Below are 15,066 nucleotides of genomic sequence, written 5' to 3' on the forward strand. Positions count from 1 at the left end.
GACTAGAAATTAATTTTTGCTGTTTTTATCATCGATTGATCACCGGCCTGAGTCCAGGCCATGTAGACATCATCACCATTGCTGGTGATTACCGGAAAACCACTGGCTCTTTCGGCTGTGGTTTCTGCCACTGTCATTTTGTTAATCAGTGCGCCTGAGTTGTCGTATTCCGCTAGCATAATGGAGGCTTTTTCATCAGCATTGTCCATCCAGCTTACCAGTACATGTCCGTTGTTTAGAGTAGTGGTTCCAACCCTTCCACTCGTATTCACTTGGCTTACCATCACAGGTTCACCAAAATTGGCACCACCATCTTTTGAGAAAGCTAGTTTCACTTCTGGCGTTCCGCCTTTAGCCATAAACCATGCTACGGCTACATTATTCCCCTTGGCTGTAACCGAAGGGCCATTCACTGGGCAGGCAGGCATTTCCCACAACTCTACCATTAATGGTTTGGGTTGAGTCCATTCACCATCTACCAATCTCACTACCGACATATCCCTGATTTCGTTTTTAGATCGGTCTCTGTAAATAACCACTATGCCCTCGTCTGTCTGAGCTGCTGTGGTTTGGCAACAATCACAAACCCTGTCGTCTAACTCCCATTCTTCCAAAGCATTTCCATTCTTATCGAAAATAGCTGCTCTCAAAGACATTGGTCCACCACCATGGCCGCCATGACTTTCTTCTCCTTCCACTTTGGTGTTTCTGCCATCTAACCAAGTCATAAATGTTCTCTGGTCAGAAAGGGGAAGCATGGTGACGAAGCCATGTTCTGCGGCAATTCCATCTGTATGTGGAATAAATGAGTCGCTCCACTCACTACCGTTATTGGCAGACATCGCTACTCGCACATCATAGTCGAAAGTGCCTTTGTCGCTTTTCTGCAACCAATGGGCTGCCATGTGGCTATTGTTCTCAATTACCGATGGAAAATCCGCCCAGTTGACAAACCAATTGTCGCCTTCTGCTATCAATTTCGGTGCTCCCCATTGCTCGTTCTCCAACTTGGTAAAGTAGAGCTTGGCTACCTTTTCAGGAGTTCTTTCAACATAAGAAAGGAAGGTTTCTCCCTTGCTGTTGGTGAATAGTCTTGGTAGGCTGCTTGGGTTATCAGTTTGTAAGACAATTTCCTGAACCGGTTGAGGGGGCTGATCTTTGCATGATGCTAAGAGCGCCATGGACAAAACAATTGTTAGTAGTTTTTTCATGGTTTGATAGTTAAAAAGTTTCCGGTTAAATATCTCTTTTGAAGCCAGGCCTGATGCTGCTTGGTCATGGCTTTTACCTGAGCTATTTGAAGTTGTAAGAGCTGCTGCTGTGTCATTAGCAGTTCTTCAAAATTGCTGCTGTTGTTGCTGTACTCACTGGTGAGCACGTTAAGAAGGGAACGCGTGTTTCGAATTTCCCTCTCATAAAGTTCTAATTCCCTACTTGAAGTGCTTTCTAAGTACTCCGCTTTTACCCATTGATTCTTGATGTCGTTTTGAATTCTCTCATTTTGAAGGGATAGACTTTCTTTAACAAGCTCAGTCTCTTTGATAAGCGACCTGTTCTTTTTACCGAAAACGGGTAGGCTCAACGATACCATAGGCATGAGTGCATCTTTACCGTTATCTGCCATCGTCATATCCTTGCGCTCACTGATCAGAACATAGTCTAGGCCTACACCAATGTTGGGTCTACGTTTCAATTCTACCAGTTTCAATTGAGTATCTGCTCCAGCAATGTCCTTCTGATTGGCCTTGATTTTCGGGTTATTCGCCAATGCAGAATCAAGACTGGAAGTGATAGTGTGCTCGGGCAATGGATTGCTAATATCTACCTCGCTGTCTACAGAGCGGTTCAAATAAGTGTTGAAGTCGCTCACCAAGGGCTTTCTCTTTAGTTCAAGCAGCTCCAGGTTGGTAGCGGCATCCTCAATTTTAATCTGAATCCGAATCAGATCGGCCAATGAAGTTAGGTTAGATTCGTACTTGGTTTTGGCTATTGGTTCGTAAGTTTTGAGCAGTCTAAGGTTTTCCCTCTTTAGCTCAATCTCTTGTTCCAGTTCGGATAGCATCAACCAGGTTTCCGAAACCTTGAGGAATAGGCTGTTTCTGGCCTCTTCGAATTCAGCAAATCTGGCTTCAGCCATTTTTACCGCCAAGTCTTCTCGTGCGGAGTTGGTGCCCATCCATGGGAACATTTGGTTCAGCGAAATTCTCAATCTTTGCGCCCCCACTCTGGTCTCAACCGGAGAAACAAAGACTCCAAAGCTGACTGTTGGATCTGGCAAAGCACCTTGCTGATCTACTCTTTCCAGAGCTGCCAGGTACTGGGTGAACTTGGCTTTTAGTGCAGGATTGTTTTCAGCAGCCAACTGCCAATAATCTTCCAGCGACTGTGCCGAAAGACCCATTGCCGTAAAGCTTAGAATGAAAAGTATTACATATTTCTTCATGGCTGTGCTGCTTTAGGTAAATAAATCTTCCAGTTCCCATCAATTTGAAGGTCGTCTACATGTCCCATGAGTGATCCATCTGCTGTTATGAAGTGCAGATGTAGGAAACTCCCATGATGGGTGAAAACGCCCTGATGGTTCTTCGAATAGAAGCCAATAATTTCCACCTTCTGACTTTCCAAAACTCCTGTTCTTCCTGACTCTTTGTAGGCCTGATGGTTCTGTTCTTCGGCCAGTGAGGCATTAATAATATGCCAGTTTAGGATTTTAGGATTGGCTTCAATTTTAAAAGGGATTACATCGTTGGCATTTAGGTTGGATGTCTCAGCCTGATCTTCAATCACTGACTCTAGCGATTTCAGATCAACCGTTTCATTCATTTCCACTTCCTGCCAATCCTCTACTTCAGTAGTGACTAAAAGTGCTGCCCCAAAAGCATTTGAGTTTTGAACCAGAATGCTATCAGGATTAGCAACTGATGTAATCACTTCACCTTGAGTGATGAGTATTTCGCCTTGCAAGCCTTCCATGGCCCCAAGGCCATAACTGTTCTTGCCTAACTGCAAATCATTCAGGTTTACCCTGGCCTGCAACTGATTTTGCTGCATAATCTCTATTAGCTTTCCATAAACTTGATAGGAGATTTTTACCGACTTCTGTTCGCCTTGACAACCAAGGAGAAGGAAGAAAGCCATAAGCGTTATATGTCTTTTATTGATCGATTTCATTCTTCTTGATATTTCAACTGTATCTCTTTGTAGGAGGCGTAAAGCACAGGAACTACAAAAAGTGTGATCAAAGCAATGAGCATTCCCCCGAAAGAAGGAATAGCCATAGGTACCATCACATCGGAGCCACGGCCGGTGCTGGTCAAAATAGGTAACAAAGCCAGTAGTGTAGTGGCTGTAGTCATTAAACATGGGCGAACTCTCTTCTTGCCTGCTTCGATTACTGCCTCTCTGATTTGTGTTTTATCATTTGGTTGGTTTTCTCTGAAAGACTGACCCAGATAAGTTGCCATCAAAACACCATCATCCGTAGCTATTCCAAATAGCGCGATAAAACCTACCCAAACAGCCACACTAAGGTTGATTGGGTGTATTTGAAATAAATCTCGCAGGTTAGTTCCGAATAGGTTGAAATTCAGGAAGCCGTCCTGGCCATATAGCCAAAGCATAAGGAAGCCGCCACCAAAAGCAACTGCTACACCACTAAACACCATTAGTGAAACAGGAACTGATTTGAACTGGAAGTACAAAATCAAGAAGATGATGATCAGCACAATCGGAATTACAATGCTCAGCCTCGCTTCCGCCCTGATTTGATTCTGATAGCTTCCGGCAAATTCATAGGAAATTCCCGCAGGTAATTTCAGCTCACCAGTCGAGATTTTTTCATCGATGAGCCTTTGCACATCTTGTACTACCTGCACTTCTGCTTGCCCGGCTTGCTTATCGAAAATCACATAGCCCACTAGGAAAGTGTCTTCGCTTTTGATCATTTGAGGCCCACGGGTGTATTCAATTTCAGCAACCTCACTCAAAGGGATGTTTCTGTTTCCAGCTATTGGAATAAGGATGTTGTTTAAAGCCTCCGGATTATCCCTCAACTCTCTCGGGTACCTCACACGGATGGGATAGCGCTCTCTGCCTTCAATAGTTGTGGAGAGTTTCATGCCTCCCACCGCTACTTGCAAATAGTCCTGAACCTGAGAAATGCTCAACCCATAACGAGCCAGGTTGTCTCTTTTCAGATTGATGAGCAGGTAAGGTTTACCAACTATTCGCTCTGCGAAAACCGCCTGTGCTTTTACCGAAGGCACCTGTCTTAGAATGTCTTCCAACTCCAGTCCAAAGGCTTCAATAGTAGCTAAATCAGAACCTTTCACCTTAATGCCCATTGGCGCACGCATACCGGTTTGGAGCATCACCAAGCGGGTTTCGATAGGCTGAAGTTTAGGTGCTGAGGTTACACCCGGAAGGGTAGTGGCCTTTACGATTTCCTGCCAAATATCATCTGGCGACTGAATTTCGTCCCTCCATTGTCTGAAGAATGAACCGTTTTTATCTGGAACCAGGTCGCCATTTGAATCTCTGATGAATTCTCCATCTTTCACTTTGAATCTGAGCCTGCGGCCATTTTCATCTGTTTTATATTCACTTTTGTAGTTGATCACATTCTCGTACATGGAAATAGGAGCAGGGTCGAGCGCACTTTCAGTTCTTCCAAATTTGCCCACTACAGATTCAATTTCAGGAATGCCGGTAACAGCCATGTCGAGCATTTTGAGCACCTCTTTGTTTTGCTCAATGCCAGCATGAGGCATAGAGGTTGGCATCAAGAGGAAGGCTCCTTCGTCCAATGCTGGCATAAACTCCTTGCCAATTCCAGGCAGGCTGTGGTTTAGTTTTGAGTAGAGTTTTGTAGTTCTTGTTTCTTCTCCAAAAGCCTTAGGGATAAAGCCAAATACCTTGTCGAAACCTAGCCAAATGGTTATCCCGAAGAGAACAATGAAAGAAGGAATAATCAAGAAGAGCTTTCGGTTGTTTAGCGTCCAGTTCAGCAAAGTAGGATAGACATTGATAAAGAGGCTAAATACGCCCAAGGTGAAGCCGATGATGATAGCGACAAAGAGAAAATTCAACAATGAACCTCCTTGTACCCCTAAAGGCATCCATTCTTCAGCCAAAAGAATGTTAACAGCCAAAAGCGCGATGACTAGTGTAGAATGCTTTAAATAGGAACTCGTTTTCGGTACATAGATTTGAACGAGGTTGCAAATGCCTATACCAATGAGCACAAATGCGGCAAGTGCCTGTCCATTAAATAAGGCAATCGACCCGACAAGCATCGTTATGGCATTCAGGATGATTCTGAAGTTTTTGTTTTTCGGTCTGAAACCAAAGAACCAGTAAGCCAAGGTTGGTAGAATCAACAGCGCTACCAAAATGGAGGCAATCAACGCGAAAGTTTTGGTAAATGCCAATGGGCGGAAGAGCTTCCCTTCTGCAGCTTCCAAGGTAAATACCGGAATGAAACTGACCACCGTTGTCATCACTGCTGTAATGATGGCAGGTGCTACTTCTTTGCTGGCTTCGAAAATCAAATCGACCAGCTTTTGGTCTTTTTTCATCTCCAGATGTCGGCTTACGTTCTCGGTGAGCACAATCCCCACATCTACCATGGTTCCGATGGCAATGGCAATTCCCGAAAGGGCTACAATGTTGGCGTCTACTCCAAAATACCGCATGGCAATAAAGCACATGAGTACAGCTATGGGCAAGAGTGAGGAAATGAGAATGGAAGCCCTCAGGTTCATCAGCATGACAATCACTACCACCACCGTGATGATGATTTCAAGAGTCAGTGCTTCCTCTAAAGTGCCAATGGTTTCCTGAATTAGCTGGGTTCTATCATAGAAAGGAACTATGGTGAGCTTCGATTCAGTGCCATCGGACAAAGTTTTTGAAGGCAGGCCAGCAGCAATCTTCTCAATCTTCTCCTTTACATTCTGAATCACCTCCATGGGGTTCGATCCGTATCTGGCTACCACCACACCGCCAACCGCTTCTGCTCCTGATTTATCTAAAGCTCCTCTGCGTGAAGCGGAGCCAAGCGAAACAAAGGCTACATCCTTCACCCTAATTGGCGTGTTGTTGACGGTTTGGACAACTGCATTCTCCAAGTCTTCCAGACTCTTTACATAACCCAAACCACGAACTAGGTACTCAGCCTGGTTGATTTCCATGGTTTTGGCACCAATGTCTCGGTTGCTTTCTCGAACGGCCTTGGTAATTTCCATCAGCGTGACTCCAAAACCCTTCATGGCTTCCGGGTCGATATCTATTTGATATTCCTTCACGAAGCCACCAACTGAAGCCACTTCAGAAACACCAGGTGCCGAACTCAGTGCATACTTCACTGTGTAATCCTGCACAGAGCGAATCTCCTGAGGATCCCAACCGCCAACAGGGTTGCCGTTTTTATCCCGTCCTTCGATGGTGTACCAGAATATCTGGCCAAGAGCCGTTGCATCAGGGCCAAGGGAGGGTTGAACGCCATCGGGAAGTAGGTTCTGAGGCAAGGCACTGAGTTTTTCAAGAATTCGGCTTCTGCTCCAGTAAAACTCTATGCCATCTTCGAAAATGATGTAGATGGAGGAGGCTCCAAACATGCTGGAGCTTCGAATAGTTTTCACGCCCGGAAGCCCCAATAGAGTGGAGGTAAGCGGGTACGTGATTTGGTCTTCTATGTCTTGGGGTGAGCGACCTGCCCACTCTGTAAATACTATTTGCTGATTCTCTCCAATGTCTGGAATGGCATCTACGGGCACAGGGTCTTTTGGCAAATTTACCTGCCAATCGAATGGTGCCGTTACCAGCCCCCAACCTATGAGAATGACCAAAAGCAAGAAGGTCACCAGTCGGTTGTAGAGAAAGAACTTAATAAGGTTATTGATCATTTTTGTGGTTTTACAATCCTGTAATGAATGTGAAGGTACTCGATTAGGAGTACTGAAGGTGCTTGTAAAACTGTCATTGCGATCCCGATTCCCCGATATTTTGGGGCGGGAGAAGCAATCTGTCAAGGTTAATTGGGAGATTCCTTCGTCATGAGCTCTATCGAGTTCATTCCTCGGAATGACGTGCTTCTACACCTTAAGACTGTAAACCAGAAGGGATTTTGAGATTGTGGAAGAAAATGTAGAGTTCGGGTCGATGAATATCAGGTGGGCCAGTATTCTTTAGTTCAACCTCATCGTCCTGATCGATTATCAAAGTCACCAATTCTGAAAATGGCGCTTCGTATAAAAGATGGTAATTAGTGAATGGAGCGTCTTGAAATGCGGTCATCTGTTGCTCATCATCAACCACCTTTAGGCTCCATTGGTCATCACAACAATGATCCATGTCTGTGTGCATCTCCATACTCATGCCGCACTGCCTTTCCACTTTTTTGAAAAGTGCAGACTCCTTAACTCTACCCATGCAAAGGTGCTCTCCGAACAGAACCCCACTACTTGTGATGAAGTAAACGGCTACGAATAATATGGTTAGCGTTCTTTTCAAGAGTTAAGTTTCTCGAAAGTAAGGAGTGAATAAAAAGAGGCCGTCTCAGAATTAACTGAGTCGGTCTTTTTTATTTTTAGTGGATTGTGGGTTTAGATTGACGGTTTTTATGATTGCCTGTCTTAAGAGATGTGTCTTTTAGGTTAAGCGGCTCTGAGGTTGCCCATTTTGGAGATGTTGTGGGCGATTGATATGAGGAGTGTCTCTATTTCCACTTTTTCCAATCCCCTTAACATAAAGCGTTTGAAGCCCTTGTTGTGCTTGATTATGCCGAAGGTTGCTTCTACGTCTGCCGGCCTGTTGGCCCTGTGCCTCAGCCCCTCATCGCTGTGCAGGTTTCTGCGCACCTTTTCCTTCAGTTTTCTCAAGCCGTGGTTAAGCTGTACTGTGCGGTTCCCTTCGGCCTTGTGGCACCGGGGCCTCAAAGGGCAACCATTGCAGTTTTTGGCCTTGTATAGGCTAAGGTGCTGTTGGTAACCTGTCTTGGTAAGCCTGGTCTGTTCTCCTGTCTTGTCCATGGGTTGCCCCATGGGGCAATAGAGCTTGTCGGACTGTTCATCGTAATGCAGGTTGTCTGCCCTGAATGGGTCTTCCTTCCACTTTTTGGTCTGTTCCTTATGGAAGTAGTTGTACTTCACGTAAGGCTCGATCTGTTCTTCTTGTAGGTAACTGTAGTTTTCTTCGCTGCCGTAACCGGCATCTGCACAGAGGGACTTTGGTGTGGTTTTATACAGCTGTTTGAACTGCTCTAGGTGGGGCTTCAGGGTCTGGGTGTCTGTGGTGGTCTGGTGGAGGGTGGTGTTGACGATGAACTGAGAGGAGGTGCTGATCTGCCAGTTGTAGGCCGGTTTTAGCTGGCCGTTGAGCATGTGGTCGTCCTTCATCCTCATAAAGGTGGCCTCATGGTCGGTCTTTGAGTAACTGTTCCTGTTTTGGAGTATGGCCTGCTTCTGCTCATACTCCCGGAGCTTTCCCGGCCAGTTCTTTTTGGCGTAGTTGAGCTTCTGCTTTACCTTTTTGCTTACCCGTTTGCCAGAAAGTGCCCTGTCTATCTTGGCCACCGTCTGTTCTACCTTGTTGGCGTCTATGGCCTTAAAGTCCATCTCTGGGGTGGTCGAAAGCTCTTCTTCTGCCAGTCTTTGGGTGTATTCCCACAGTTCTTCCAGTTGTCTGCCAATGCGCTCTTTGCTGGTGTTTATGGCCTTGCCCCATACAAAACTGTAGCGGTTGGCATTGGCCTCTATCTTGGTGCCATCGGTGTAGAGTTCCTTGATGCCCACCATGCCCTCTTCCACCAGCAACTGCACTACTTGGGCGAAAATCACCTTCAGGTCGTCCTTCAACCGATCGCTACGGAACCGGGCAAGGGTGTTGTGGTCTGGCTTGCTCATGCCGCTGATCCACATGAAGTGGATGTTCTCTGCCAAAGAGGCCTCCAGCTTGCGGGATGAGTAAACATTGCTCAAATAACCATACACCAGTACTTTCAAAAGCATCTTGGGATGGTAGGAAGAACTCCCGCCACCTTTGTACTTCCGCTCCAGCACCTCTGTGTTCACCCTATCGATCACAGAGTTTACCAACCGTACAGGGTGGTGGGCGCTGATCAGTTCCTCAAGACTGGGGGGCAAAAGCATCAACTGACCTTGGTGGTAATCCTTGAAGACTTTCCGCTTGTTTGTCATACCTTAAAATAACACTCAAAGGCCTTATCCTAAAGAATTCAAGCAACTAATATCAAGAACATGAAAAAAGGGTGCCCTTTTGAGACACCCTCAGATAATTCTTAACTATTAAAGTGATGTTAAGTCTGTATTCATATCAACCTCCTTAATTATAAAACGTTTTAAATTAAACTTTGTTTACACTATTAAATATAGATTCAATATCTATGCCATCTAGCTCTTCATCCTTAATTGCTAGAGAATAAAGATTAGGGTCTAATTTAAAAGCTTCTCTAAGATTAGCATTAATGTCTTCCACAAACTTATTAATTATTTTGTTATTATCTACTTTCTCTTCTTGGATGTCTTTCAGCATTCGGTGATAATTGCAAGCTAAATTGTAATAAATAGCAGGCCATCCAGGTCTTTGAGTTTTTATAGATTGTAGTATTTCATTGGATCTTCTATGATCTTTTAAATGTTTACTGTAGATGAAAGCTTCGTTTAATTTTGGTAAATATAATTCATTATCATCTGTTGAGCCATCAAGTTTAGATAGTCTAAAAATTCTATTCCATAAATTAGCCGATTTAGTATATTCTTTGATTCTAAATAGTAGTCGTGCGAGTCGCTTTAGTAATTCAATATCTGTAATGTCATTACCAAAATCATGAACATAGTTAAGTACTGTTTTTCTGTCCTTTTCGTTTAAAATATCCTGTTCTTCAAACTCAGTCAGTCTTTCAGAATTGATGCCCTCACTAACGTGCGATTTAAGTATGTCATTTAGATCATTTAATCTTTTCTCACTATTTGCAACAAGGGTAATAATGTCTGTTACAGTCACTAAGTAGCCAGTCATAAAACCTAAACTGAGGAAAAGGGTAATTAAGCAATAAATTATTGTTACACCATGAGGGTTTATTTCTAAGGATTCAGAAATTTTTAATACTAAATGCTGAAAGAATTCGATAATCTCATTGAACTGAACCAAAGAGATACCCACTATAATCTTAGTAAGCCAATCAGAAATCTGTTTAAATGAAGTATTTCTTTCTAATGGAGAATTGGATTCATTTTCTTTATAGGAAGGGAAGCCAAATACAAACCCTAGAAGGCAACCTACTAGAGAGCTGGCAAACACCAACATTATAAATGTTGCAGCAATATTCAATCCTTGACTTGTAGTATCAGAAGTAAAGGAGAATATTACAATTGCAGTTAAAGCTATGATCACTACTCCTGCAACAAAGATTAGATATCCAAAAAGTTGATGTGTGTTTATCTGCTTATTCATTTGATGAATAATTTGCATAAACCTAATTAAGAATTTTTCCTTTTTGAAATTCTTTTTCTCCTAAAGTTCCTCCATTGCTATTGTCTGAATCGATGTAGATTTTCCAGACGCCTGATACTTTTTTTAGCGTTACATGAAATTTGCCGTAGTATGATTGAGAACCAGAATCGGTATAGCGGGTCAGCTTGTAGATTCCTGTTTCGTAAGCCCAATTGGCCTTCTGGATTCTGGAATAAAAGCTGAACTCGATTTTCTGCTTCACCTTAGCCAGATTCCAGCGATTGAAGTTTTCTAGGTTGGCATCTTTGTATTCCTGCCCAATCATCATACTTCCGCTTTCTTCAGGAATGCGAAGTACATCATTCGTATGAATTTCATTAAACAAACTAGCATCCAAGTCTTGATAGGCTTGCATAAAATTGAACCAGACATCTTTATTGATAGCTTCAGTTTGGCTCTGAGAGAACAGATTGACTGATATAATGAGCAGCAGGCTCGAAAAAACAACCTTCATATTTTAATGACCTTTACTTAGCAACGCCAAATTCCCAGGCTTCTTATTACATGCGTTGTAAAAGAACAGTATTAGACTTCTCTTTCAGTTTATCTGGATTCATAAAAATGTTAACGGCCTCTCTGTAAACCTCATTGCTGTTGTTGTAGACCTTATAGAAGGCATCGTCATTATCAAAAACTTCTCGTGCTATTCTACCTTTTAGTAGATTTTTGAGTAGTTCTTTAGATTTAGTGTACTGCTTTCTGTTAAAGCGAGCTCCATTTTTTTCGCCCATTGCAATAACCTCTTGAAGCATAGCGTCTGTAATCTCAAAATCGTTAATAAACTCATCTACGCTCATGTTCTTCATTTCAGGATTGTTGTCCCTAAAATCGAGTGTATACTCTCTAATGGTGTTGTTTGCTACCAGTCTATTAATGTATGCACTATTATCAGTTGTGTCTAAGGCTACAAAGTAATCTGGCATAATTCCACCTCCACCGTAGACCGTTCTACCTGAGGCTGTTTTATAGGCTAAATCTTCATCGAAATGGACAGAGTCTTGGGAGAATAATTCCCCAGAAACGAATCTATCGTAATAGTCATTATTGTAAACTTCTTCGCCATCTTCATAAGGCTTTTGAATAGACCTACCACTTGGTGTGTAGTATCTAGCGATGGTCATTCGAACTTCAGAACCATCTTTTAGATCGAATGGGTATTGAACCAAGCCTTTTCCGAAAGACCTTCTGCCCACTACCAATGCTCTGTCGTTATCTTGGAGTGCTCCAGCTACTATTTCTGAAGCTGAGGCTGAGCCTTCATTAATTAAGACCATTACAGCTCCTTCTTCGAATATACCACCCTCTTCGGCTCTATCTTCCCTGTCATACTTTTTGCTTTGTCCTTTTTGGCTTACAATTACGGCTCCTTCTTTTAAGAATTCATCGGCAATGCCAATGGCAGCACTCATGTAACCACCGCCATTGTTCTGTAAGTCTAAGATTAATTGGCTCATACCTCTCTCTTTAAGATTGCTTAAAGCCTCCTTAAATTCACGGTATGTGGTTTCAGCGAACCTATTGATTTTGATGTAGCCTATATTGTCATCAATCATATAGCTCGCATCTAATGAGGTTTGAGGAATGGCTCCGCGCTTCAAATCGTATTCAATAATATCTTCCTGATTTTTGCGAACAACTCCAACGGTTACTTCCGAACCTCTCGGTCCTCTAAGCATATCGTAAACCATTCTGTTGTTGAGGCCAATGCCTGCTATATTTTCACCGTCTACCGATACAATTTTGTCACCTGCCTGAATTCCGGCAGTTTCGGAAGGGCCGCCAGTCAGTGGAGTTACCACGTATAGCGTGTCTCTTAATAAGTTGAATTCAACTCCAATGCCATCGTAGGTGGCTCTAAGCTGAGACTCCATCAATTCAGCATCTCTTGGTGGTATATAAACTGTATGCGGGTCTAGCTTATCCAACATAACTTCGATAGACTCCTCTAAAAGGGAAGCAGTGTTTACGGTGTCTACATAATCGTTTTCTATGTAATCCAATAGCTGAGTAAACTTCTGAATAGACGCCTGGTACTTTTTGTCTGTTTTGGGTTCGGCAAAATTAGAGCCAATTAAAACGCCTGCAATCAGTGCAATGGCTAAAAGAATAGGTAGTCTTATATGATATGATGAATTCTTGTATTCGCTCACTTTTTTAAAATTTATCCGCAAAAATATGTAAACCCTTCAAAAACATGGGTAAATGTCATGGTATGAATCTAACGGTATGTTTTCATTTGTGTTCACTGAAAAATCTAAGTTGAACATTTACTCTCTTAGTCAAAATTAGTAGATTCGTTAAACCCCAATAAAATGGAAAACCTTCTTAAAAGAACCATCAATGATTTAGTTACCGAGAACCATGTTAGGGCTTCAGTGCTCTATTATTTTGGGGTGAAGTTCTATGATTACAAAACAGAGACTCTGGCAGAAGTCTGTTCCAATCATGGCTTAAAAGCAGCTTCTGTAATTAAGGCGTTGGAACTAATAAATGATGATAAGGAAACTACTCAGAGACAACTTCAGTCTTTGCCTGTTGAGCTTATGGTAGAATACCTAAAGCATGCACACTACTTGTTTGTGAAAAAACGCATTCCTTACATTGCCCAGCTTATTGATGGTGTTACAGAGGTTGATTTCAGGTACAAAACACTTTCTGCCGACTTGAAGTCGATTTTTCCGCTGTTTGTTCAAGACTTTATAGAGCATATTTATGAGGAAGAAGATACCTTCTTTTCTTATGTTAGTCAGCTGTCTAGGTTCTTGAAAGACGATGTTCCTAGTTCAGAAGTATTTTACTTAATGGAGAAAAACTCAGTTCGTGAGTTTGCTTTAGATCATGAGGTGCATGATAATGAGATGGAGGGTTTTAGAAAATTCACCAATAACTACACTTATTGCGATGAGGCCGATTTACACATTAAGGTGCTCTATTCTGAATTGGAAAGACTAGAAAAAGACCTCATCTTGCACGCCAAAATTGAAAACGAAATTCTTTTTCCTAAAGCACTTCAGTTGGAGCGCTTGGTGAAATTGAAATTTCACGACTTGTCTAAAAGCAATTAATGGGTAGAATTATTGCCATAGATTATGGCTCAAAAAGAGTGGGGCTGGCTGTTACAGACCCACTTCAGATTATTGCATCTCCGCTAGATACGGTACACTCCAAAGACGTAATTCAGTTTTTAAAAAACTATGATCAGTCAGAAGGTATTGAGTCTTTTGTGCTTGGTATGCCTAAAAACCTTGATGGGAAGGATACAAATGCTACCCAACAGGTAAGGCAATTTCACAACCTTTTGAAAAAGCAGTTTCCAGAAAAAGCCGTTTATTTGCATGACGAAAGATTTACCTCCAAAATGGCAATGGATGCAATGATTGCCGGAGGAATGAAAAAGAAGGATAGAAGAGAAAAAGGCAATATAGATAAGATTAGTGCATCCATAATTCTTCAATCTTATCTGGAAAGCAGAGGCTTATGATTTACCCAATTTTAGCATACGGAGATAACATTCTAAGAAAAGAGGCGGAAGACTTTCCTCAAGACTCCAAAGATTTGACACAACTGGTAGAGAACATGTTCGAAACTATGTACAGTGCCAATGGAGTGGGATTAGCAGCTCCTCAAATCGGGTTGTCTAATAGGATTTTCGTTATCGACTCTACTCAAATGGGAGATGAAGAAGATCAGGCAAAAGGGGTGAAGCGTGCCTTTATCAATCCAGAGATACTAGATGAATACGGAAACGAATGGGCTTTCGAAGAAGGCTGTTTAAGTATTCCAGATGTACATGCAGATATTCTCAGACCAGAGAAGTTAACCATTCATTATTATGATGAGCTCTGGAATGAACATGAAGAAGAGTTCGATGCATTAACAGCCCGTGTGATTCAGCACGAATATGATCACTTAGACGGTGTGCTTTTTACCGATTACATTAAAGGGTTGAAAAAGCAAATGCTTAGATCAAAGCTGGTTAATATTTCTAAAGGGAATATTGATGTCAGATACCGAATGAAATTTCCAATCAAGAAATAGCTGTCATTTCCATATCTTGACTAAAAGTTCCAGATATGAAATGGCTATCCCTGTTATTCCTAGCATTCGTTCTTTTAGGTTGTCAGACTGGAAATTCTGAAGATATAGATCAGTCAGAGCGTCCATTTATTCATTCCGTATACTTTTGGTTCAAGGAAGGGGTGACAGAGGAGCAGAAAGAGCAATTTTTTGCTGATACCGAGAAGCTGCGAGATATTGAAGTCGTTCAAGTACTTTACACCGGTGTGCCAGCTGAAACCACTCGTCCAATAGTGGGAAGAAGTTATGATTTCGCGGTAATTGTTCATTTCAAAGATATTGCAGCGCACGATGTTTATCAGCAACACCCCATTCATTTAGCACTGCTAGAAAATGGAGCTTCTCTCTGGGATAAGGTGATGATTACAGATGTGAATTGACCTTAGCGTCAGTACCGTAGGTCAGACGCGTAATCCTATGATTAGATAGCTAATGTGGTTATATTCAGTATTCAAT

At 42.4% G+C, this 15,066-nt stretch carries 13 protein-coding genes; 4 read left to right on the forward strand and 9 right to left on the reverse strand.

Features of this window, described 5'->3' with window-relative positions; genetic code table 11:
* Positions 1-2 precede the first annotated feature (2 nt).
* From AWW68_RS07970 to AWW68_RS08010, 9 genes are all read right to left on the reverse strand, one after another.
* Positions 3-1,211, reverse strand: coding sequence for a hypothetical protein (locus tag AWW68_RS07970; protein WP_068219131.1), 1,209 nt, complete (start codon positions 1,209-1,211; stop codon positions 3-5).
* Positions 1,208-2,443: a TolC family protein gene (locus AWW68_RS07975; RefSeq protein WP_068219134.1), complete on the reverse strand. Its 1,236-nt coding sequence runs from the start codon at positions 2,441-2,443 to the stop codon at positions 1,208-1,210. Before AWW68_RS07975 ends, AWW68_RS07970 begins: the two co-directional genes overlap by 4 nt.
* Positions 2,440-3,171, reverse strand: a complete 732-nt coding sequence (locus AWW68_RS07980; RefSeq protein ID WP_084375624.1) for an acetolactate decarboxylase — start codon at positions 3,169-3,171, stop codon at positions 2,440-2,442. The genes AWW68_RS07975 and AWW68_RS07980 overlap by 4 nt, the downstream gene beginning before the upstream one ends.
* Complete coding sequence (locus tag AWW68_RS07985) at positions 3,168-6,905, reverse strand: efflux RND transporter permease subunit (protein ID WP_068219141.1); 3,738 nt, start codon at positions 6,903-6,905, stop codon at positions 3,168-3,170. The genes AWW68_RS07980 and AWW68_RS07985 overlap by 4 nt, the downstream gene beginning before the upstream one ends.
* A 196-nt stretch (positions 6,906-7,101) precedes the next feature.
* The gene (locus tag AWW68_RS07990) at positions 7,102-7,512 is read right to left on the reverse strand and encodes an HYC_CC_PP family protein (RefSeq protein ID WP_157717573.1); all 411 of its coding nucleotides are present in this window, start codon (positions 7,510-7,512) and stop codon (positions 7,102-7,104) included.
* A gap of 143 nt (positions 7,513-7,655) precedes the next feature.
* Positions 7,656-9,197: an IS1182 family transposase gene (locus AWW68_RS07995; protein ID WP_068219147.1), complete on the reverse strand. Its 1,542-nt coding sequence runs from the start codon at positions 9,195-9,197 to the stop codon at positions 7,656-7,658.
* Between the two features lie 166 nt (positions 9,198-9,363).
* The gene (locus tag AWW68_RS08000) at positions 9,364-10,473 is read right to left on the reverse strand and encodes a hypothetical protein (protein WP_157717574.1); all 1,110 of its coding nucleotides are present in this window, start codon (positions 10,471-10,473) and stop codon (positions 9,364-9,366) included.
* Positions 10,474-10,495: 22 nt separating this feature from the next.
* Entirely contained in the window at positions 10,496-10,987 is a 492-nt protein-coding gene (locus tag AWW68_RS08005) for a Cif family virulence factor (protein ID WP_068219154.1), read from the reverse strand.
* A 46-nt stretch (positions 10,988-11,033) separates the two neighbouring features.
* On the reverse strand, positions 11,034-12,683 hold the full coding sequence (locus tag AWW68_RS08010; protein ID WP_068219159.1) for a S41 family peptidase: 1,650 nt from the start codon (positions 12,681-12,683) through the stop codon (positions 11,034-11,036).
* A 162-nt stretch (positions 12,684-12,845) separates the two neighbouring features.
* Between AWW68_RS08010 and AWW68_RS08015 the strand changes: the two genes are divergently transcribed.
* The 4 genes from AWW68_RS08015 to AWW68_RS08030 are packed head-to-tail and all read left to right on the forward strand — an operon-like array spanning position 12,846 to position 14,990.
* Positions 12,846-13,598 carry a hemerythrin domain-containing protein gene (locus tag AWW68_RS08015; protein WP_068219163.1) on the forward strand — a complete coding sequence of 251 codons (753 nt, stop codon included), beginning with the start codon at positions 12,846-12,848 and terminating at the stop codon, positions 13,596-13,598.
* A complete protein-coding gene (gene ruvX, locus AWW68_RS08020; RefSeq protein ID WP_068219166.1) occupies positions 13,598-14,014 on the forward strand; it encodes a Holliday junction resolvase RuvX in 417 nt (138 codons plus the stop codon). Before AWW68_RS08015 ends, ruvX begins: the two co-directional genes overlap by 1 nt.
* Positions 14,011-14,571 carry a peptide deformylase gene (def, locus tag AWW68_RS08025; RefSeq protein ID WP_068219169.1) on the forward strand — a complete coding sequence of 187 codons (561 nt, stop codon included), beginning with the start codon at positions 14,011-14,013 and terminating at the stop codon, positions 14,569-14,571. The genes ruvX and def overlap by 4 nt, the downstream gene beginning before the upstream one ends.
* 35 nt (positions 14,572-14,606) lie before the next feature.
* A complete protein-coding gene (locus tag AWW68_RS08030; protein ID WP_068219172.1) occupies positions 14,607-14,990 on the forward strand; it encodes a Dabb family protein in 384 nt (127 codons plus the stop codon).
* The last annotated feature ends 76 nt before the right edge of the window (positions 14,991-15,066 follow it).

This window comes from Roseivirga spongicola, assembly GCF_001592965.1.
GTDB lineage: Bacteria > Bacteroidota > Bacteroidia > Cytophagales > Cyclobacteriaceae > Roseivirga > Roseivirga spongicola.

Bases quoted from the DNA above. Each gene is read 5' to 3' on its own strand.
- AWW68_RS07970 (WP_068219131.1), bottom strand. From the start codon at position 1,211: ATGAAAAAACTACTAACAATTGTTTTGTCCATGGCGCTCTTAGCATCA.
- AWW68_RS07975 (WP_068219134.1), bottom strand. From the start codon at position 2,443: ATGAAGAAATATGTAATACTTTTCATTCTAAGCTTTACGGCAATGGGT.
- AWW68_RS07980 (WP_084375624.1), bottom strand. From the start codon at position 3,171: ATGAAATCGATCAATAAAAGACATATAACGCTTATGGCTTTCTTCCTT.
- AWW68_RS07985 (WP_068219141.1), bottom strand. From the start codon at position 6,905: ATGATCAATAACCTTATTAAGTTCTTTCTCTACAACCGACTGGTGACC.
- AWW68_RS07995 (WP_068219147.1), bottom strand. From the start codon at position 9,197: ATGACAAACAAGCGGAAAGTCTTCAAGGATTACCACCAAGGTCAGTTG.
- AWW68_RS08000 (WP_157717574.1), bottom strand. From the start codon at position 10,473: ATGAATAAGCAGATAAACACACATCAACTTTTTGGATATCTAATCTTT.
- AWW68_RS08005 (WP_068219154.1), bottom strand. From the start codon at position 10,987: ATGAAGGTTGTTTTTTCGAGCCTGCTGCTCATTATATCAGTCAATCTG.
- AWW68_RS08015 (WP_068219163.1), top strand. From the start codon at position 12,846: ATGGAAAACCTTCTTAAAAGAACCATCAATGATTTAGTTACCGAGAAC.
- ruvX (WP_068219166.1), top strand. From the start codon at position 13,598: ATGGGTAGAATTATTGCCATAGATTATGGCTCAAAAAGAGTGGGGCTG.
- def (WP_068219169.1), top strand. From the start codon at position 14,011: ATGATTTACCCAATTTTAGCATACGGAGATAACATTCTAAGAAAAGAG.
- AWW68_RS08030 (WP_068219172.1), top strand. From the start codon at position 14,607: ATGAAATGGCTATCCCTGTTATTCCTAGCATTCGTTCTTTTAGGTTGT.